At 61.2% G+C, this 18,898-nt stretch carries 17 protein-coding genes and 2 tRNA genes; 17 read left to right on the top strand and 2 right to left on the bottom strand.

Annotated elements, in window-relative coordinates; all coding sequences use genetic code 11:
• The first annotated feature begins 28 nt into the window (after positions 1–28).
• The 3 genes from LQ232_RS16670 to LQ232_RS16660 are packed head-to-tail and all read left to right on the top strand — an operon-like array spanning position 29 to position 3,220.
• Positions 29–1,213, top strand: a complete 1,185-nt coding sequence (locus tag LQ232_RS16670; protein ID WP_230181487.1) for an ATP phosphoribosyltransferase regulatory subunit — start codon at positions 29–31, stop codon at positions 1,211–1,213.
• A 58-nt stretch (positions 1,214–1,271) separates the two neighbouring features.
• A complete protein-coding gene (locus LQ232_RS16665) occupies positions 1,272–2,639 on the top strand; it encodes an adenylosuccinate synthase (protein ID WP_230181486.1) in 1,368 nt (455 codons plus the stop codon).
• A gap of 59 nt (positions 2,640–2,698) precedes the next feature.
• Entirely contained in the window at positions 2,699–3,220 is a 522-nt protein-coding gene (locus LQ232_RS16660) for a phosphoribosyltransferase (protein WP_230181485.1), read from the top strand.
• 137 nt (positions 3,221–3,357) lie between these two features.
• On the opposite strand, the gene LQ232_RS16655 is transcribed toward LQ232_RS16660, so the two are convergent.
• Positions 3,358–3,442 (bottom strand) — tRNA-Leu (locus tag LQ232_RS16655).
• Positions 3,443–3,525: 83 nt separating this feature from the next.
• Positions 3,526–3,610 (bottom strand) — tRNA-Leu (locus tag LQ232_RS16650).
• A 126-nt stretch (positions 3,611–3,736) separates the two neighbouring features.
• Between LQ232_RS16650 and rnr the strand changes: the two genes are divergently transcribed.
• The 14 genes from rnr to lpxA all read left to right on the top strand — a co-directional run bounded on the left by rnr (position 3,737) and on the right by lpxA (position 18,880).
• Positions 3,737–6,040, top strand: a complete 2,304-nt coding sequence (gene rnr, locus LQ232_RS16645) for a ribonuclease R (RefSeq protein ID WP_230181484.1) — start codon at positions 3,737–3,739, stop codon at positions 6,038–6,040.
• A gap of 202 nt (positions 6,041–6,242) precedes the next feature.
• Positions 6,243–6,992 carry a 30S ribosomal protein S2 gene (rpsB, locus tag LQ232_RS16640; protein ID WP_230181483.1) on the top strand — a complete coding sequence of 250 codons (750 nt, stop codon included), beginning with the start codon at positions 6,243–6,245 and terminating at the stop codon, positions 6,990–6,992.
• Positions 6,993–7,067: 75 nt separating this feature from the next.
• A complete protein-coding gene (gene tsf, locus LQ232_RS16635; protein WP_230181482.1) occupies positions 7,068–7,952 on the top strand; it encodes a translation elongation factor Ts in 885 nt (294 codons plus the stop codon).
• 96 nt (positions 7,953–8,048) lie between these two features.
• On the top strand, positions 8,049–8,759 hold the full coding sequence (gene pyrH / locus LQ232_RS16630; protein ID WP_230181481.1) for a UMP kinase: 711 nt from the start codon (positions 8,049–8,051) through the stop codon (positions 8,757–8,759).
• A gap of 13 nt (positions 8,760–8,772) precedes the next feature.
• Positions 8,773–9,333, top strand: a complete 561-nt coding sequence (gene frr, locus LQ232_RS16625) for a ribosome recycling factor (protein ID WP_230181480.1) — start codon at positions 8,773–8,775, stop codon at positions 9,331–9,333.
• A gap of 67 nt (positions 9,334–9,400) precedes the next feature.
• On the top strand, positions 9,401–10,186 hold the full coding sequence (uppS, locus tag LQ232_RS16620; protein ID WP_230181479.1) for a polyprenyl diphosphate synthase: 786 nt from the start codon (positions 9,401–9,403) through the stop codon (positions 10,184–10,186).
• Between the two features lie 2 nt (positions 10,187–10,188).
• A complete protein-coding gene (locus LQ232_RS16615; protein WP_230181478.1) occupies positions 10,189–11,118 on the top strand; it encodes a phosphatidate cytidylyltransferase in 930 nt (309 codons plus the stop codon).
• A gap of 7 nt (positions 11,119–11,125) precedes the next feature.
• Entirely contained in the window at positions 11,126–12,322 is a 1,197-nt protein-coding gene (gene ispC, locus LQ232_RS16610) for a 1-deoxy-D-xylulose-5-phosphate reductoisomerase (protein ID WP_230181477.1), read from the top strand.
• 22 nt (positions 12,323–12,344) lie between these two features.
• On the top strand, positions 12,345–13,748 hold the full coding sequence (gene rseP / locus LQ232_RS16605; protein ID WP_230181476.1) for an RIP metalloprotease RseP: 1,404 nt from the start codon (positions 12,345–12,347) through the stop codon (positions 13,746–13,748).
• Between the two features lie 7 nt (positions 13,749–13,755).
• Entirely contained in the window at positions 13,756–16,062 is a 2,307-nt protein-coding gene (bamA, locus tag LQ232_RS16600; protein ID WP_371820271.1) for an outer membrane protein assembly factor BamA, read from the top strand.
• A 2-nt stretch (positions 16,063–16,064) separates the two neighbouring features.
• Complete coding sequence (locus LQ232_RS16595) at positions 16,065–16,574, top strand: OmpH family outer membrane protein (RefSeq protein WP_230181475.1); 510 nt, start codon at positions 16,065–16,067, stop codon at positions 16,572–16,574.
• 32 nt (positions 16,575–16,606) lie between these two features.
• Positions 16,607–17,659, top strand: a complete 1,053-nt coding sequence (lpxD, locus tag LQ232_RS16590) for a UDP-3-O-(3-hydroxymyristoyl)glucosamine N-acyltransferase (protein ID WP_230181474.1) — start codon at positions 16,607–16,609, stop codon at positions 17,657–17,659.
• Positions 17,634–18,074, top strand: coding sequence for a 3-hydroxyacyl-ACP dehydratase FabZ (gene fabZ / locus LQ232_RS16585; protein WP_230181616.1), 441 nt, complete (start codon positions 17,634–17,636; stop codon positions 18,072–18,074). Before lpxD ends, fabZ begins: the two co-directional genes overlap by 26 nt.
• Positions 18,075–18,091: 17 nt before the next feature.
• Complete coding sequence (gene lpxA / locus LQ232_RS16580; protein ID WP_230181473.1) at positions 18,092–18,880, top strand: acyl-ACP--UDP-N-acetylglucosamine O-acyltransferase; 789 nt, start codon at positions 18,092–18,094, stop codon at positions 18,878–18,880.
• Positions 18,881–18,898 lie beyond the last annotated feature (18 nt).

Raw genomic sequence — 18,898 nt, 5'->3', positions numbered from 1 at the left:
CCTGTTTTTAATCCCCTCCCAATTTCTTATGTCGTCTGCTTGGCTGCTGCCAGAGCACATTGCTGATGTCTTGCCTGCTCAGGCTCGACGCCTGGAAGAGTTGCGCCGAACATGGTTGGACGCAGCGCGTGGTTGCGGCTACGAGTTGGTGATGCCTCCCTTGTTGGAGCACATCGAATCCCTGCTGTCAGGCACCGGTCATGCGCTCGACCTCAAGACCTTCAAGTTGGTGGACCAGCTCAGCGGTCGCACGCTGGGTGTTCGCGCCGACAGCACGCCCCAGGTGGCCCGCATTGATGCTCACCTGCTCAACCGCGACAGCCTGACCCGGCTTTGCTATTGCGGCCCGGTGTTGCACACGCGTCCGGCCAGCCCACACGCCAGCCGCGAGCCCCTGCAGTTTGGCGCCGAGATATTTGGCCATGCAGGCCTGGAAGCCGACCTGGAGGTTCAAGAGTTGGCCCTCGAGGGCTTGCAGGCCATTGGCCTCAAAGGCCTGGTCTTGGATCTGGCCGACGTGCGCCTGGTTCAAGGCGTGCTGCAGGGCCTGAGCGTGGCCGACCGCCTGGACGATGCCACTCAAGATGCATTGCTGGCCGCGCTGGCGGCCAAGGATGCCGCCACGCTGCGCGAACTGGCGGGCCCATGGTCACCGCAGGCTGTCCAGGCCTTGGTGGCCTTGACACACCTGTACGGTGACGAAGAAATCCTGGTCGAAGCAAGGCGTGTGTTGCCTGATCATCCCTTGGTGCGCGCTGCCCTGGATGACCTGCAATGGCTGGCTTCGCATTTGCGCCGCTCGCACCCCGACGTGCGCATCGGCTTCGACCTGGCCGATCTCAGCGGTTACGCTTACTACAGTGGCTCGCGCTTTGCCGTCTACGGCGAAGGCCATGCCGACGCGTTGTTGCGGGGTGGTCGCTACGATGAAGTTGGCGCCATCTTCGGACGCCGCCGTCCAGCGGTGGGCTTCAGTCTCGACCTCAAGATCGTCGGGGATCTGTTGTCCGGCCGTGATGGCTCGGCGGTTCGTTCGGCGATTCGCGCGCCATGGGGTGAGGATCCCGCGTTGCGCCAAGCTGTGCGTCAATTGCGTTTGGAGGGGCACACCGTGGTGTGTGTGCTGCCTGGTCATGAACACGAAGTCCAAGAGTTTGACTGCGACCGTGAATTGGCGCTGCTCAATGGACAGTGGTCGGTGCGTTCGCGCTGATCAATCAATCAGCAAGCCTCGATACCTCCGGCTTTTTTTGGAATTACAGGATTCAGTCATGCAAAGCTCAACCGCGTCGGCTCGCCCCCGCACTGCATCAACCGGCCGCAACGTCGTCGTCGTCGGCACCCAATGGGGTGACGAAGGCAAGGGCAAGGTCGTCGACTGGCTCACCGACCACGCCTCGGGCGTGGTGCGTTTTCAAGGCGGGCACAATGCCGGCCACACGCTGGTCATCAATGGCAAGAAGACGGCGCTGCAGCTGATTCCGTCGGGCATCATGCGCGATGGTGTGGCTTGCTACATCGGCAATGGCGTGGTGGTGGATCCTGCCCACTTGCTGCTCGAAATCGAGCGACTGGAAGCTGCTGGGCTCAACGTGCGTTCGCGTTTGTTCATCAGCGAATCCTGCCCCTTGATCCTGCCATTCCACGTTGAAGTGGACAAAGCCCGCGAGTTGCTGCGCGAGTCCAGCGGCAACGGCAAGATCGGTACCACCGGCAAAGGCATTGGCCCCGCTTACGAAGACAAGGTGGCTCGCCGCGCACTGCGTGTGCAGGACCTCAAGCACCCCGAGCGCTTTGCCAAGAAGCTGCGCGAATTGCTGGATCTGCACAATTTCGCCTTGACCGGCTACCTCAACGGCACCGCGCTCGAATTCCAGCCCATCTATGACAACGCCATGAAGGCGGCCCAGCAGATCGTGCCGATGTTGGCTGACGTGGGTGTGCGCCTCCACGAGACCAACGTCAAGGGCGGCAGCATCCTGTTCGAAGGGGCTCAAGGCACCTTGCTCGACATCGACCACGGCACCTATCCCTACGTCACCTCCAGCAACTGCGTGGCGGGCAATGCTGCGGCTGGCTCGGGCGTTGGTCCCGACAAGCTGCACTACATCCTGGGCATCACCAAGGCCTACACCACCCGCGTTGGCAGTGGCCCCTTCCCAACCGAGCTCGAGTGGGAAAAAGAAGGCACCGTCGGCTACCACCTGTCCACTGTGGGCCAGGAGCGTGGCACCGTCACAGGCCGTGCCCGCCGCTGTGGCTGGCTCGATGCGGCGGCCCTCAAGCGCTCCGTGCTGATCAACGGCATCTCCGGTTTGTGCATCACCAAGTTGGATGTGCTGGATGGGCTCGATGAAATCAAGGTCTGCACCGGCTACCAGCTCAATGGCCAGCGCGTGGACATCCTGCCCCTGGACGCCGATGAAATCATCGCCTGTGAGCCCATCTATGAAAGCTTCCCAGGTTGGGAAGGCACGACCTTCGGCATCACCGAGTGGGACAAGCTGCCCGCCAACGCCCGTGCGTACCTGGAGCGTGTGCAAGGGTTCATCGGCGCGCCGATCGACATGGTGTCCACCGGCCCCGACCGTGACCACACCATCTTGCTTCGCCATCCCTACAAAGCTGACGCGCTTTGAAGCCCAATTCGGCCATGGCGCTCAGTCACAGCATCAGAGATCACGAGATAGGAGACCCCATGCTCACCGATGACGGCAAGCACTTGTATGTGTCTTGGGAGGAGTACCACCATCTGACCGAGCGCCTGGCGCTGCAGGTGCATCAATCGGGCTGGGAGTTCGACCAGATCCTGTGTTTGGCGCGTGGGGGCTTGCGCCCCGGCGACGTGCTGTCTCGCATTTTTGACCGCCCTTTGGGCATCATGGCGACCAGTTCCTACCGCGATGACGGTGGCACCCTGCAAGGCCGTCTTGACATGGCCCAGTACATCACCATGCCCAAGGGTGAGTTGGCCGGGCGGGTGTTGCTGGTGGATGATCTGGCCGATTCGGGCGTGACGCTGCGTGCCGTGGTGGACCGCTTGCGCAGCATGCCGGCCATCACCGAGTTGAAGTCGGCCGTGTTGTGGGTCAAGGGTGTGTCCAGTTACACGCCAGATTTCTACGTTGAAACCTTGCCCACCAGTCCCTGGATCCATCAGCCCTTCGAGGACTACGACACCTTGCGGCCCGAGGCTTTGCTCAAGCGCTTTCAGGTTTGACGCCGCGTTGATAGCGGTGTTCACGAAAGGCAACAGGCTGTGGGTCTGTTGCCTTTTTTCTTGCGCCCTGGTTTATCTGAGCTTCAGGGACGATAAAAAAAGCCGCATGATGTTATTCATGCGGCTTTTTTTGATTCTGGTGCCCAGGAGAGGACTCGAACCTCCACGGAGTTACCCGCTAGTACCTGAAACTAGTGCGTCTACCAATTCCGCCACCTGGGCAGGTGTTCAATCTCTTCGAATTTTTCGACCGGTTTTGCAACCGATGGTTTTGCAACCGATTTCTCAGCATCAACCGCAGCATCTGGTGCCCAGGAGAGGACTCGAACCTCCACGGAGTTACCCGCTAGTACCTGAAACTAGTGCGTCTACCAATTCCGCCACCTGGGCCAGAACTCTGCAGTTTCTTCGCTTTCAACATCCGGAAAATATGTTTCCGGCGTCAGCTGCGAAGAGCGCAATTCTAGCATCAAAATAAGACATATGACAACTCAACCACAACATTTAGTGAACCTGATGAGTGAAATCGTCGGCACTGTGCATGGCCACCGCGATGGCCACGGTTTCGTGAGCACGGACGACGGCGAGTCCACCATCTACATCCCGCCGCAAGAGATGCGCAGCGTCATGCACCGGGACCGGGTCAAGGTGCGTGTGTTGCGCTTTGACCGCAAAGGCCGCCCCGAAGGCCAGGTGCTTGAAATCCTGGAGCGCCGCAAGACCCCCATCATTGGCCGTCTGCTGCATGAAGGTGGGGCCTGGGTGGTCGCGCCGGAGGATCGCCGTTTCGGTCAAGACATCCTGATTCCTGCCAAAGGCATTGCGAATGCAGAGCCAGGCCAGGTGGTGTCGGTCGAGCTCACCGAATTGCCTTCATTGCATGCCCAGCCGGTGGGCCGCGTTGTCGAGGTGCTTGGTGGCATTGACGATCCCGGCATGGAGATCGAGATCGCGGTGCGCAAGTACGAAGTACCGCATCGCTTCAATGATGATGTGTTGGCCCAGGCGGCAAAGCTTCCTGAAAAACTGCGCCCGGCCGACCGTAAAAACCGCATCGACCTGACCGACGTGCCCCTGGTCACCATCGATGGCGAAGATGCACGCGACTTCGATGATGCGGTGTATTGCGAGCCGGCCAAGATTGGTCGCAGCAAAGGGCCGAACGGCTGGCGCTTGCTGGTGGCCATTGCCGACGTGAGTCATTACGTCAAGCCGGGTGATCCGCTGGACCGTGATGCTTACGAGCGCGCTACGTCGGTGTATTTTCCGCGCCGCGTGATCCCCATGCTGCCCGAGAAGTTGTCCAACGGCCTGTGCTCACTCAACCCCGAAGTCGAGCGCCTGTCCATGGTGTGCGACATGCTGGTCACGGCTGAAGGCGAGGTCCACGCTTACCAGTTCTACCCTGCAGTGATCTGTTCGCATGCACGCTTCACCTACACCGAAGTGGCGGCCATTCTGGGCAACACGCGTGGCCCGGAGGCCCAGCGCCGTGCCGAATTGGTGCCGAACCTGCTGGATTTGCACGAGGTTTACCGGGCGCTGTTGAAGTCGCGTGCGGTGCGGGGTGCGGTTGATTTCGAGACCACCGAAACGCAGATCGTGTGCGATGACAACGGTCGCATCGCCAAGATCGTGCCGCGAGTGCGCACCGAGGCGCACAAGCTGATCGAAGAGGCCATGCTGGCGGCCAATGTCTGCTCGGCCGATTTCATTTCGCGGGCCAAGCAACCGTCGCTGTACCGAGTGCACGAGGGGCCGACGCCTGAAAAGCGGACCTTGCTCAAGAACTACCTCAAGGCCTTGGGGCTGGGTTTGAGCATCAGCGATGAGCCTACGCCAGGTGAGTTCCAGGCGCTGGCACAAGCCAGCAAGGACCGCCCGGATGCGCAGCAGATTCACACGATGCTGCTGCGTTCCATGCAGCAAGCCATTTACACGCCAACCAACAGCGGTCACTTCGGCTTGGCGTACGAGGCTTACACGCATTTCACCAGCCCGATCCGCCGTTACCCTGATTTGCTGGTTCACCGCGTGATCAAGGCGCTGATGGGCAGTGACCGCTACATCCTGAAATTGCCCCCGGTGCAGTCATCGCCGAGTTATTTCAAGGGGCGCCCAGGCGCCAAGGGTGGGGCGGGCCAATCTGCCAAGGGGCTGCCCAAGGTGCCCGTCAAGGTGGCCGCCCGCATCAAGCTTCCGCCGGAGGAGGCTGCTGCCTGGGAAACCGCAGGCATCCATTGCAGCTCGAACGAGCGGCGTGCCGACGAGGCCTCGCGAGACGTGGAGGCCTGGCTGAAGTGCATGTTCATGCGCGAGCGCTTGGGTGAGGAATACGGTGGGACCGTCAGCACGGTGACCAGCTTTGGCTTGTTCGTCCACCTGGATGGTCTGTACGTCGAAGGCCTGGTGCACATCACCGAGCTGGGTGGCGAGTATTTCCGCTTCGACGAGGCCCGCCAGGAATTGCGTGGTGAGCGCAGCGGTTTGCGCTATGCCTCGGGTGCCCGCGTGCGCGTACAGGTCAGCCGCGTCGATCTGGACAGTCGCAAGATTGATTTCCGTCTGGTTCGTGAAGGCGAGGATCAGCCGGCCAGCGGGGGCGGGCGCCGTAGACATCGCGGTGGGGACGCCCCGGGGCGCGCTCCGCAGGTTTCAGCCCAGGACGAATTGGCAGAAGTGCAACTCGCAGACCGGGAAACCAAGCGGTCCGCCAAGCGGGCGTCTGCCGCGGGCAAGCCCGCAGGCGCCGCATCAGGGAAGGGCGGCAAGGCCGCGCCCAAAGGCCCGGTGGGCCGCAAGACCTCTCGAAAGCGCTGAGCCGCCAACGGGGGTGGCAGGAGGTGGGGTGTCAAAACCCCCATCGCCGTGCTATAATCTTCGGGTTTTTCCGAAATAGTTCGGATAAAACATCCAAAACCTCAAAATCCCGAAGCCAACAAACCTCAGGTGTTGCAACTGGTGCTACTGATGCATCGTTGTGATTTTTGATGGCTTCTAGACCCAACCTCTGGAGTTACTTATGGCAGTGTCCATGCGCGAAATGCTGGAAGCCGGTGTCCACTTTGGTCACCAAACCCGCTTCTGGAACCCCAAGATGGCTCCGTACATCTTCGGTCATCGCAACAAGATCCACATCATCAATCTCGAAAAGACGCTGCCCGCGTTCGAGGATGCCTTGAAGTTCATCCGTCAGCTGTCGGCTCGCCGCGGCACGATCATGATGATCGGCACCAAGCGCCAAGCCCGTGAGGCCGTGTCTTCCGAAGCTCAACGCGCTGGCGTTCCTTTCGTGGACCAACGCTGGTTGGGCGGCATGCTCACCAATTTCAAGACCGTCAAGGGTTCCTTGAAGAAGCTGAAGGACATGCAGGCTCAAATCGAGACCGGTGGCCTGGAGCAACTGAGCAAGAAGGAAGGCCTGCTGTTCCAACGCGACCTGGCCAAGCTCGAAAAAGACATCGGCGGCATTCAGGACATGAACGCTCTGCCTGACGCGCTGTTCGTGATCGACGTCGGTTACCACAAGATCGCCATTTTGGAAGCCAAGAAGCTGGGCATCCCCGTGATTGGCGTGGTTGACACCAACCACTCGCCCGAAGGCATTGACTACGTCATTCCTGGCAACGACGACTCTTCCAAGGCTGTGGCGATGTACGCCAAGGCCGTGGCCGATGCCGTGCTGGAAGGCCGTGCCAACGCCGTCAATGAAGTCGTGCAAGCCGTGGCTGCCGATGGCGACGAATTCGTGGAAGTCAACGAAGCTGCCTGATCGCTGCTGACTTGGCACCACAGGGGCTGATTCAGCCCCTTTTTCACAACAGATTCAGATTTACGGAGAAAGCATATGTCTGCCATCACCGCCAGCATGGTCGCCGAACTGCGCGCCAAGACCGACGCTCCCATGATGGAGTGCAAGAAAGCCCTGACTGAAGCCGAGGGCGACTCGGTCAAGGCCGAAGAAATCCTGCGCGTCAAGCTGGGCAGCAAGGCCTCCAAGGCCGCCTCGCGCGTGACCGCCGATGGCGTGGTCATGTCCTTCATCGAAGGCACGACCGGCGCACTGGTTGAGATCAACTGCGAAACCGACTTCGTGTCGAAGAACGACGACTTCCTGGGCTTCAGCAAGGCCGTGGCCGAGTTGATCGCCAAGCAGAACCCTGCTGACGTGGCGGCCCTGTCGAACCTGGAGATCGCCGGTCAAACGGTGGAAGCCACCCGCGCTGCCCTGATCGGCAAGATCGGTGAAAACATCACCATCCGTCGTTTCAAGCGCTTCAGCGGCGACCAAAAGCTGGTCAGCTACCTGCACGGTGCCCGCATCGGCGTGGTCGTTGAGTACACGGGTGACGAAACGGCTGCCAAGGATGTGGCCATGCACGTGGCCGCCATGAAGCCCGTGTCACTGTCCTCGTCTGACGTGCCAGCTGCCTTGATCGAAACCGAGCGCAGCGTTGCCACGGCCAAGGCCGCCGAGTCGGGCAAGCCCGCCGACATCGCCACCAAGATGATCGAAGGCGCCGTCCAGAAGTACCTGAAGGAAGTCTCGCTGTTCAACCAGGTCTTCGTGAAGGCCGCCGATGGCAAGCAAACCGTCGAGCAGTACCTGAAGTCGGCCAACACGACTGTCAAGGGGTTCTCGATGTACATCGTCGGTGAAGGCATCGAGAAGAAGCAGGACGACTTCGCTGCTGAAGTGGCCGCCACCATGGCTGCTGCCAAGGGTCAGTAATTTCTGACCCGACCGCGGGCTGCTAACTTGAGTTTTCAAGGAAACTTAAGCAGCCCGCCGTGACTCTGATGACAACAACTAGCAAAGGACGTCTGCATGGCCGCCTACAAGCGCATCCTTCTGAAACTCTCTGGTGAGGCCCTGATGGGCGACGATGCTTTTGGCATCAACCGCGCCACCATCGTTCGCATGGTGCAAGAGATCCAGGAGGTGACGAAGCTGGGGTGCGAGGTCGCGGTCGTCATTGGTGGTGGCAATATTTTCCGCGGCGTGGCGGGTGGTTCGGTCGGTATGGACCGTGCCACGGCTGACTACATGGGCATGCTGGCCACCGTCATGAATTCGCTGGCACTGGCCGATACCATGCGCCAGGAAGGCATGACCGCCCGCGTCATGTCCGCCATCAACATCGAGCAGGTCGTGGAGCCCTACGTGCGTCCCAAGGCCCTGCAGTACCTCGAAGAAGGCAAGGTCGTCATCTTTGCCGCTGGCACGGGCAACCCCTTCTTCACCACCGACACCGCCGCCGCCTTGCGCGGTGCCGAGATCGGTGCCGAGATCATGCTCAAGGCCACCAAGGTGGATGGCGTCTACTCAGCCGATCCCAAGAAGGATCCGCTGGCCACGCGTTACAGCACCATCACCTTCGATGAAGCCTTGATCAAGAATCTACAAGTGCTGGACGCGACAGCGTTTGCGCTGTGCCGCGACCAGAATCTGCCCCTCAAGGTGTTTTCCATCTTCAAGCCCGGCGCCCTCAAGCGTGTGGTGATGGGCGAGGACGAAGGCACCCTGGTCCACGTGTGATCCGGAGCATTTCATGAGCATTGCCGACATTAAAAAATCCCTTGAGCAGAAGATGCTCAAAACTGTTGACTCCTTCAAGAGCGAGTTGAGCAAGATCCGCACGGGCCGTGCCCACCCGGGCATCCTTGACCAGGTGCAGGTGGACTACTATGGGTCGATGGTGCCGATCAGCCAGGTTGCCAATGTGACCCTGATCGACGCGCGCAACATCAGCGTGCAGCCTTGGGAAAAAGGCATGGGCGCCAAGATCGAGAAAGCCATCCGCGAATCCGACCTGGGGCTCAATCCCGCCTCGCAAGGCGATCTGATCCGCGTGCCGATGCCCGCCTTGACCGAAGAGCGCCGCAAGGACCTGACGAAGATCGTCAAGGGCGCGGGCGAGGATGCCAAGGTGGCCGTGCGCAATCTGCGTCGTGATGCCAACGAGCAAGCCAAGCGCCTGCTCAAGGACAAGGAAATCACCGAAGACGAAGACCGCCGTTCGCAGGATGATGTCCAGAAACTGACCGACCGCACGATTGTCGAAATCGACAAGTTGGTTCAGGCCAAAGAAGCCGAGATCCTGGCGGTTTGATCGGCCTTTCATTGATCTCGATGCAGGCTGAGGCGGTTTGACCGCCTCAATCTGTTTTGGAGCCAGCATGGCCAAGCGCAGTCCTTCCAGTCCATCATCGGGCCCCCGCCACGTTGCCATCGTCATGGATGGCAATGGCCGTTGGGCCCGCAAACGCCTCATGCCCCGTGGCGTGGGTCACAAAGCTGGCGTTGACGCCTTGATTTCGGTGGTGCAGGCCTGCGCTGACCGCGACATCGACTACCTCACGGTGTTCGCGTTCTCGTCAGAGAACTGGAAGCGCCCCGAGGAAGAAGTCTCGGGCTTGATGAGCCTGTTGCTGGTCGCCTTGTCCAAGCACATCGCCAAGCTCAAGGCCGATGGGGTTCGCATCCGCATCGCGGGTGACTTGAGCACCGTGGCCGAGAAAATCCGCAATGCCTTGCTGGATGCGGAAGCCCGAACCCGTGACAACAGCCGTTTGACCTTGACGGTGGCCTTCAACTACGGCGGGCGTTGGGACATTGTCCAGGCTTGCCAGAAGGCCATGGCGGCTGGCTTGTCGGCAGAAACTCTGACCGAAGCAGAATTGTCGCGTTTCATGGCCATGAGCTATGCGCCCGACCCTGATTTGTTCATCCGAACAGGTGGTGAAGTGAGGCTGTCCAACTTCCTGTTGTGGCAAAGCGCTTATGCCGAGTTGTACTTCACTGATTGCCTTTGGCCAGACTTCGGCGCGTCTGAGATCGACAAGGCCTTGACGGCATTTGCAGTTCGCGAACGGCGGTTTGGCGACGTCGGGGCGTCGGGGCAAGGCGAAGGCGCCGTGGGTGGCGCGGTAGACAACGACGAATCCACGTCAGAGAGATTCTGAACATGCTCAAGCAACGCGTGATCACGGCGCTGATCCTGATGGCCATCCTGTTGCCATCGTTGGCAGCGCAAGCCCTGTGGCCCTTTGCCGCCTTGGGTTTGCTGTTCGTCAGTGCCGCTGGCTGGGAGTGGGCGCGCTTGAATGGGTGGCCAGGGCTTCGCGCCGTGGCCTTGGGGGCGGGAGTGGCCGTGCTGGGCTATGTGGTGGCCGAGGCGGTTCATCTCGACCCTTGGGGCCTGTCTTCGGCACCGCACGCCGAGAGCGCGGCAGCGGCCCACGTTCACGTGCCAGGTCAGGCATTGGCCGGCTTTGTCGTGCCTGCGGCCGTGTGGTGGGTCAGTGGTGCCTTGTGGGCGCTGGGCGGTGCCTTGGCTTTGCGTTGGGGCACGCGGTACTGGAAGCAGTCGCCCACGGTTTTGCGCGCTCTGCTGGGGCTGGGCATCTTGGTGGTGGCGTGGCTCGCCTTGACCGAGAGCAAGGCTCAAGGGCTCAATTTCCTCTTGTCGATCTTCTGCCTGGTGTGGGCGGCCGACATTGGCGCCTACTTTGGTGGTCGCGCGTTCGGACGCCGCAAGTTGGCCATCAGCATCAGCCCGGGCAAGAGCTGGGAAGGCGTCTGGTCAGGGATGTTGTCCGTGCTCCTTTTGGCGGTGGCCTGGATTGCGGTTGACCGCCACTGGTCGGTTGATTCACCCAGCATGTACAGCCACCTGCTGTCGGGCCTCGGGCCTGTGGGCCTGGTGCTGAGCATTGTTTTTCTGGTTGGCATGAGCGTGGTGGGTGATTTGTTTGAATCGCTCATCAAGCGCCAGGCCGGTGCCAAGGACAGCAGCCAGTTGCTGCCAGGGCATGGCGGCGTGCTTGACCGCATCGATGCCTTGCTGCCAGTTCTGCCTTTGGTGCTTGCTTTGATGTCCTTGTGCCATGGTTGAGGCTGTGATGTCCGCGGGATACCGCCAGCGTTTGTGCGTACTCGGGTCCACAGGCTCGATCGGGACCAACACGCTGGACGTGGTGGCAAGGCACCCGGATCGCTTCAATGTGTTTGCCCTCAGTGGTGGCCGACGTGTGGAGGAGTTGTTGGCGCAATGCGTGCAGTGGCGCCCCCGGTTTGCCGTGATGTCGGATGAAGACGCTTCGCGCCGGCTGCGTGAAGGTATTGCGCAAGCGGGCTTGTCGACCGAAGTGCTCAGCGGTGAGCAGGCCTTGTGCGACATCGCGTCTCACTCCGAGGTGGACGTCGTGATGGCCGCGATTGTGGGCGCGGCTGGCTTGGCCCCATGCTTGGCGGCGGCTCGTTCGGGCAAGCGTTTGCTGTTGGCCAACAAGGAAGCCCTGGTCGTCGGGGGTGCCTTGTTCATGGGGGCCGTGGCTGAGGGTGGCGCGACCTTGCTGCCCATCGACAGCGAGCATTCGGCCATTTTCCAGTGCCTGCCGGAAGACGTTGGAACCTGGGCTGAGCGCATCGACCACATCGTGTTGACCGCTTCGGGTGGGCCATTCCGCCAGCGCGACCCGGCCACCTTGCGCGATGTCACGCCCGATCAGGCCTGCGCCCACCCCAATTGGGTCATGGGCCGCAAGATCTCGGTGGATTCGGCCACGATGATGAACAAGGCGCTGGAAGTGATCGAAGCGCGTTGGTTGTTTGGCCTCACGCCCGACCGCATCAAGGTGGTCTTGCACCCCCAAAGCATCATCCACTCGATGGTGGTGTGCCGGGACCGCTCGGTGCTCGCGCAACTCGGCACGCCCGACATGCGCGTGCCCATCGCTTATGGGCTGTCGTGGCCCAATCGGATCGAGTCGGGGGCGGATTTACTTGACTTTACGCGCCTGTCCGCCTTGACCTTCGAGGAGGCCGATTCGCATCGCTACCCCGGTTTGCAATTGGCCTGGGACACCCTCAATGGCCCTGCGGGCAGCACTTGCGTGCTCAATGCGGCCAACGAGGTGGCGGTGGACGCTTTCTTGACCGGGCGCATCCGCTTTGACCAGATTCATGCCGTCAACGCCCAAAGTCTGGTCGATTGCGCGGTAGAGTCCGGCTGCTGCGACAGCGTCGAGGGTCTGCTGGCGCTGGACGCCAAGGCCAGGCGCGTCGCCCAGGTGATCTCGTCTGGCTTGAGCCGCTGATCTAAAACCCCGGAGCCTTGCCATGTTGTCGACGGTGTTGGCATTTTTAGTGACCATTGGTGTGCTGGTCATCATCCACGAGTACGGGCACTACCGTGCGGCCGTGGCATGTGATGTCAAGGTGCTGCGGTTTTCCGTGGGCTTTGGGCGCGTGCTTTGGCGCCGCATGCACGGCGAAACCGAGTTCGTGGTGTCGGCGCTGCCCTTGGGCGGCTATGTGAAGATGCTGGATGAACGCGAAGGCGTCGTGCCGCCTTCAGAATTGAGCCGCGCGTTCAACCGCAAATCGCTCAAGCAACGGGCCTTCATCGTGGCGGCGGGGCCGGCCGCCAATCTGGTGCTGGCGGTCTTGCTGTACGCCTGTGTCAATTGGGCCGGCGTGCAAGAGTTGCGCCCCTGGATGGCTCAGCCCGAGGCCGAGAGCCTGGCCGATCAGGCGGGCCTGCAGGCGCGGGATGAAATCCTGTCGGTGGCGCAAGTGGGCGCCGATGCCGCTGATGATGAGGGCTGGCAGGCCATCCGCTCGATGAGCGACTTGCAGTGGCAATTCACCCAAGCCGCCTTGGCGGGGCGCGATTTGCGACTGCAGGTCAGCCACAATGCTTCTGGCGCGGTCGATCCACAGCAGCGTGGCAGCCGAACCCTGACCTTGCCTCTCAGCCGCATCCCCGCAGCCGAGGTGGACGCCAAGTTGCTGGACCGCATTGGACTGATGGGGCCGTATGTCGAGCCGATCATTGCCCAGACCATGGCAGGTGGTCCTGCCGAACGGGCCGGGTTGAAGGCCGGTGATCGAATTGTGCAGATCAATGGCCAAGTGCCCACCGATGCCGCGCAATTGCGGCAGCTGATCGGGGCCAGCCACGACCAGGGTCAGGTCAAGCCCATCCAGTTGAAGGTGCTTCGGGCTGGGCAGAGCCTCGACATCACGGTGACCCCGGCGATGAAAGAAGTGGACGGCAAGCAGTTGGCACGCATCGAGGCGGGCATCGGCTCGCCGCCTGCGATGGTCGAGGTGAGCTATGGCCCGCTGGAAGGGTTGACGCTCGCGCTCAACCGCACCTGGGACGTCTCTCGCATGAGCCTGGAAATGCTGGGCAAGATGGTGGTGGGGCAGGCTTCACTGAAAAATCTCAGCGGGCCATTGACCATTGCGGATTACGCGGGGCGTTCTGCCGAAATGGGTTGGGTACATTACCTGGGTTTTCTGGCCTTGGTCAGTGTCAGCCTGGGCGTGCTCAATCTGCTGCCGCTGCCAGTCCTGGATGGCGGACACCTCATGTATTATCTTTTTGAAGGACTCACCGGCCGGCCCATCTCAGAAGTATGGATGGAGCGGTTGCAACGCGGTGGCGTGGCCATCATGCTCACCATGATGTCACTTGCCCTCTACAACGATTTGGCCCGAATGCTGGGCTCGCACTGATCTTTGCATGCAATTCCCTTCCAAGACTGTCCATCGGTTCAAACCGACCCTGGCCGCCGCGCTCGTTGCCGTGTCCATGTTCCACACCGCCGCCTTCGCGGTGGAACCTTTCGTGCTCAAAGACATCCGTGTCGAGGGCCTGCAGCGGGCCGACGCGGGTACGGTGTTCGCTTCTTTGCCTTTCCGGGTTGGCGACACCTACACCGACGACAAAGGCTCGGCTGGCCTGCGTTCCCTGTTTGCCACCGGCCTGTTCAAGGACGTTCGCATCCAGATCGACGGCAGCGTGGTCGTGGTGGTCGTTGAAGAGCGCCCGGTCATTTCCAAGGTCGAGTTTGTGGGCACCAAGGAGTTCGACAAGGACAACCTGGTCAAGGCGCTCAAGGACATCGGCATCGGCGAGGGCCAGCCTTTTGACCGTGCTTTGGCCGACCGTGCCGAAACCGAGTTGAAGCGCCAATATCTGTCGCGCAGCCTGTACGGCATCGAGGTGGTCACCACCATCACCCCGGTTGACCGCAACCGCGTCAACGTGACCTTCAGCGTGACCGAAGGCGAAACAGCCAAGATCAAGAGCATCCGGATCACCGGCGCCAAGGCTTTCTCTGAAAGCACCTTGCTGTCGCAGATGGACCTGACCACGGGCGGCTGGCTGACCTGGTACACCAAATCCGACCAGTACGCGCGGGCCAAGCTGAACGCAGACCTGGAAACGATCAAGGCTTACTACCTGAACCGTGGCTACCTGGAGTTCCGGGTCGAGTCTACGCAAGTGGCCATCTCGCCGGACAAGCAAGACATCTCCATCGCCATCAATGTGACGGAAGGCCCTCGCTACACCGTCACCGGCGTGAAGCTGGAAGGCGACTACCTGGGCAAGGATGAAGTGTTTCGCTCGCTGGTGGCCGTCAAGCCTGGCGATTCTTACCGTGCGGAAGACATCGCATCGACCACCAAAGCCTTCACCGACCGGTTTGCGGCCTTTGGTTATGCCTTTGCCCGTGTGGATTTCCGGCCCGAACTGAACCGCGAAAAAGGCACCGTGGTGGCCGTGTTCAGTTCCCAGCCGCAACGCCGCGTGTACGTGCGCCGCGTGAATGTGGCGGGCAACTCCCGCACCCGTGACGAAGTGATCCGCCGCGAGTTCCGCCAGTTTGAATCGGCCTGGTACGACGGCCAGAAGATCAAGCTGTCGCGCGACCGGGTGGACCGCCTGGGCTATTTCAAGCAAGTCGGCATTGACACGGCCGAGGTGCCTGGCACGCAAGACCAGGTTGACCTGACCATCACCGTGGAAGAAAAGCCCACGGGCAACCTGATGCTAGGCGCGGGTTTCTCCAGCGCGGAGAAGTTGTCGCTGACCGCCTCGATCAAGCAAGACAACATCTTTGGCACGGGCAACTACCTCGGCATTGAAGTCAACACCAGCAAGTACAACCGCACGCTGGTGGTCAGCACCGTGGATCCGTACTTCACCGATGGCGGCATTTCGCGCGCGGTGGACGTGTTCTACCGCACCTCGCGTCCGCTGAGCACCCAGGGCGGCGACTATGAAATTGTGACCCCGGGCGCCACCATCCGGTTTGGCGTGCCGTTCACCGAGTTCGACACGGTGTTCTTCGGCCTGGGCGCCGAGCAGACCACCATCAAGGGCGACTTGGGCCTGCCTGACAACTACAAGTTGTACCGGCGCAATTTCGGCGAAACCAGTTTGTCGATTCCACTGACGGTGGGCTGGGCGCGTGACTCGCGCGACAGTACGATCGCGCCCAATCAGGGGCGTTATCAGCGCGTGAACATGGAGTGGGGTGTGGCCGGTGACACGCGCTACTTGCGCGGTGATTACCAGTTCCAGCAATACCTGCCGCTGACCAATCGTTTCACCTTTGGCTTCAATGCCCAGATTGGTTATGGCGTGGGCCTGTCGGGCAAAGAGTACCCATTCTTCAAGAACTTCTATGGCGGCGGCCTGGGCACGGTGCGGGGTTTCGAGCAGAACTCGCTGGGCCCGATCGACAACAATGGCGCCTATATCGGGGGCAGCAAGCGCATCAACATCAACAATGAGTTGTATGTGCCTTTCCCTGGTGCCGGCAATGACCGCACCTTGCGCTTGTTCGGATACCTGGACGCTGGTAATGTCTGGGGCAACGACGAGCCGATCAAGCTGGACGATTTCCGCCTTTCCATGGGCGTGGGTGTCAGCTGGGTCTCTCCCGTGGGGCCGCTTAAACTCAGCTACGGCCAACCTGTCCGCAAGTTCGATGTGGATAAAATCCAGAAACTCCAGTTCCAGATCGGTACCGCATTCTGACCATGAAATCCGTCCTCAAGACCCTGATGGTCACCGGTTTGCTGGTGGCCGCGGCCACGGCCTCCGCCCAGGAATTCAAGATTGGGTATGTCAATCTTGACCGTGTTCTGCGCGACGCGACGCCTGCCAAGGCCGCGCAAGCCAAGCTGGAAGTTGAATTCAGCCGCCGCGAGAAAGAGCTGACCGAAACGGCCCAGCGCATCAAGTCGGCCTCGGACAAGTTCGAGAAAGACGCGCCCACCCTGCTGGAAGGCGAGCGCGGCCGCCGCCAACGCGACCTGGTCGAGCAAGACCGCGAGTTTCAGCGCAAGCGCCGTGAGTTCCAGGAAGACCTGAACCAGCGCAAGAATGAAGAACTGGCTTCGGTGCTCGACCGTGCCAATCGCGTGGTCAAGCAGATTTTTGACCAGGAAAAATACGACCTGATCGTTCAGGAAGCCGTCTTTGCCAGCCCGCGTGTGGACATCACGGACAAGGTGATCAAGTCCCTCAACACCGCCCTCGGCAAGTGAGCGGGTCGGTCAACTCGACCGGCTCGACGTCCATGGTGCAGCTTGGTCAGATCGTCGCGGCACTGGGTGGCGAGTTGCTGGGCACCGCAGAGTTGCCGATTGCCCGCATCGCGCCAATCGAGCAGGCACAGGCTGACGCGATCACCTTCCTGGCCCACCCCAAGTACCGAGCCCAATTGGTCAGCACGTCGGCCGGCTGCGTGATCGTCTCCAGCGCGCTGAAGGCTGAAGCCGCGGCCCGTGGTGCGACCATCGTCACGGACGACCCTTACCTGTACTTTGCCAGGCTGACGCAATGGTGGGCCAGCCGAGCGCGCCCTCAGGCGCCAGCCAGCGTTCATGCCAGTGCAGTGATCGACCCCAGCGCCACCTTGGGCGAGGGCGTCAGCATTGGCCCCTTCGCGGTGGTGGAAGCGGGGGCGGTCATCGGTGCGGGTGCGGTGATCGGCCCCCATTGCGTGATCGGGCGCGGTGCCCGCATTGGCGTGGGCACGCGCCTTTCCGCCAGCGTCAACATCGGCTTTGACTGCAGCATTGGCGAGCGCTGCCTCTTCCACAGCGGTGTGGTGATCGGGGCCGATGGTTTCGGCTTTGCGCCCACGCAGGGGCGCTGGGAAAAAATCGAACAACTGGGCGCCGTGCGCATTGGGGATGACGTCGAGATTGGCGCCAACTCCTGCGTAGACCGCGGTGCCCTGGGCGACACCGTCCTTGGCAATGGGGTCAAGCTCGACAACCTGGTTCAGATCGGGCACAACGTCCAGATCGGCGACCACGTGGCCATGGCCGGCTGCGCAGGCGTGGCCGGCAGCGCCGTCATTGGCGCGCATTGCACCGTGGGCGGTGGCGGCATGGTGCTGGGCCACCTGACGCTGGCGGAAGGGGTGAATGTCTCGGCCGCCACACTGGTCTCACGGTCCATTCACAAACCTGGGTTGTACAGTGGCGTGTTCCCCTTCGATGACAATGCATCGTGGGAGAAGAACGCCGCGACATTGCGCAATCTGCATGCCCTGCGCGAACGCGTTCGCGCTTTAGAGAAACAACAGAACAACCATGATGATGGACATCCACAAGATTCTTGAAAAGCTCCCGCACCGCTACCCGATGCTGTTGGTGGACCGTGTGCTGGAGATTGAAAAGAACGTGCGCATTCGTGCAGTGAAGAACGTGACTTTCAATGAGCCATTCTTCCAAGGCCATTTCCCCGGGCGTCCCGTCATGCCTGGCGTGATGATGCTGGAAGCGCTGGCCCAAGCGGCCGGCATCTTGGCGTTTGAAGGCATTGGCATCAATGCCGACGAAAAGTCGGTGTATTACTTCGTTGGCATCGACAACGCCCGCTTCAAGCGGCCGGTGGAGCCTGGCGACCAGTTGATCCTGGACGTGACGATCGACCGCCATCGCGCGGGCATCTACAAGTTCAGCGCCAAGGGCTGGGTGGGTGACGAACTGGCCGTCGAGGCGCAGCTGATGTGCACGCAGCGCACGGTGGGTTGAGGCAAGGGCGCAGCAACATGGCGAGCATTCATCCCACCGCGGTGGTCGATCCCCAGGCGCAACTGGGCGACACCGTCAGCGTCGGACCTTACACGGTCATCGGTCCCCACGTTCGCATTGACGAAGGCACCACCGTGGGCCCGCATTGCGTGATCGAAGGCCACACCACGATTGGCCGTGACAACCGGATTTTCCAGTTTGCTTCTTTGGGTGGCAGCCCGCAAGACAAGAAGTACGCGAGCGAGCCTACCCAGCTGGTGATTGGTGACCGCAACACCATCCGCGAGTTCAGCACCTTCAATGTGGGTACGGCCCAGGACGAAGGCATCACGCGCCTGGGTCATGACAACTGGATGATGGCTTACACCCACCTGGCGCACGACTGCCAGGTCGGCAACAACACCATCTTTGCCAACAACGCGCACATCGCTGGCCATGTTCATGTGGGCGATTGGGTCATCCTGGGTGGCTTCACCTGCGTGCACCAGTTCGTCAAGATTGGCGCCCACGCTATGACCAGCATGGCGACGGCCTTGGGCCAGGATTTGCCACCTTTCGTGATGGCCCAGGGCAACATGGCCGAGGCGCGCGGCATCAATCTGGAAGGATTGCGCCGTCGTGGCTTCAGCCCGGAGCGCCTCAAGGCGGTCAAGGAAATGCACCGGGCTCTGTACCGCCAGGACCTGACGTTGGAAGAAGCCAAGGGCCGCATCGCCGAGTTGGCGGGCTCCCATCCCGAAGCGCAACAGGACGTTGATCTGATGATCAATTTCTTGCAGGCGTCCACCCGCGGCATCGTGCGCTGAGCGCCCCGGAGCCTTTTG

The organism is Aquabacterium sp. CECT 9606, from assembly GCF_918741295.1.
GTDB lineage: Bacteria > Pseudomonadota > Gammaproteobacteria > Burkholderiales > Burkholderiaceae_C > Aquabacterium.
The sequence above is the reverse complement of the archived record's forward strand: the minus strand, read 5'-3'. Positions and strand labels throughout refer to the sequence as shown.

Coding starts and splice junctions, on each gene's coding strand:
- rnr (WP_230181484.1), top strand. CDS start 3,737: ATGAGTGAAATCGTCGGCACTGTGCATGGCCACCGCGATGGCCACGGT.
- rseP (WP_230181476.1), top strand. CDS start 12,345: ATGTTGTCGACGGTGTTGGCATTTTTAGTGACCATTGGTGTGCTGGTC.
- lpxD (WP_230181474.1), top strand. CDS start 16,607: ATGGTGCAGCTTGGTCAGATCGTCGCGGCACTGGGTGGCGAGTTGCTG.
- lpxA (WP_230181473.1), top strand. CDS start 18,092: ATGGCGAGCATTCATCCCACCGCGGTGGTCGATCCCCAGGCGCAACTG.
- pyrH (WP_230181481.1), top strand. CDS start 8,049: ATGGCCGCCTACAAGCGCATCCTTCTGAAACTCTCTGGTGAGGCCCTG.
- LQ232_RS16665 (WP_230181486.1), top strand. CDS start 1,272: ATGCAAAGCTCAACCGCGTCGGCTCGCCCCCGCACTGCATCAACCGGC.
- uppS (WP_230181479.1), top strand. CDS start 9,401: ATGGCCAAGCGCAGTCCTTCCAGTCCATCATCGGGCCCCCGCCACGTT.
- rpsB (WP_230181483.1), top strand. CDS start 6,243: ATGGCAGTGTCCATGCGCGAAATGCTGGAAGCCGGTGTCCACTTTGGT.
- frr (WP_230181480.1), top strand. CDS start 8,773: ATGAGCATTGCCGACATTAAAAAATCCCTTGAGCAGAAGATGCTCAAA.
- ispC (WP_230181477.1), top strand. CDS start 11,126: ATGTCCGCGGGATACCGCCAGCGTTTGTGCGTACTCGGGTCCACAGGC.
- LQ232_RS16660 (WP_230181485.1), top strand. CDS start 2,699: ATGCTCACCGATGACGGCAAGCACTTGTATGTGTCTTGGGAGGAGTAC.
- LQ232_RS16615 (WP_230181478.1), top strand. CDS start 10,189: ATGCTCAAGCAACGCGTGATCACGGCGCTGATCCTGATGGCCATCCTG.
- LQ232_RS16670 (WP_230181487.1), top strand. CDS start 29: ATGTCGTCTGCTTGGCTGCTGCCAGAGCACATTGCTGATGTCTTGCCT.
- LQ232_RS16595 (WP_230181475.1), top strand. CDS start 16,065: ATGAAATCCGTCCTCAAGACCCTGATGGTCACCGGTTTGCTGGTGGCC.
- bamA (WP_371820271.1), top strand. CDS start 13,756: ATGCAATTCCCTTCCAAGACTGTCCATCGGTTCAAACCGACCCTGGCC.
- fabZ (WP_230181616.1), top strand. CDS start 17,634: ATGATGGACATCCACAAGATTCTTGAAAAGCTCCCGCACCGCTACCCG.
- tsf (WP_230181482.1), top strand. CDS start 7,068: ATGTCTGCCATCACCGCCAGCATGGTCGCCGAACTGCGCGCCAAGACC.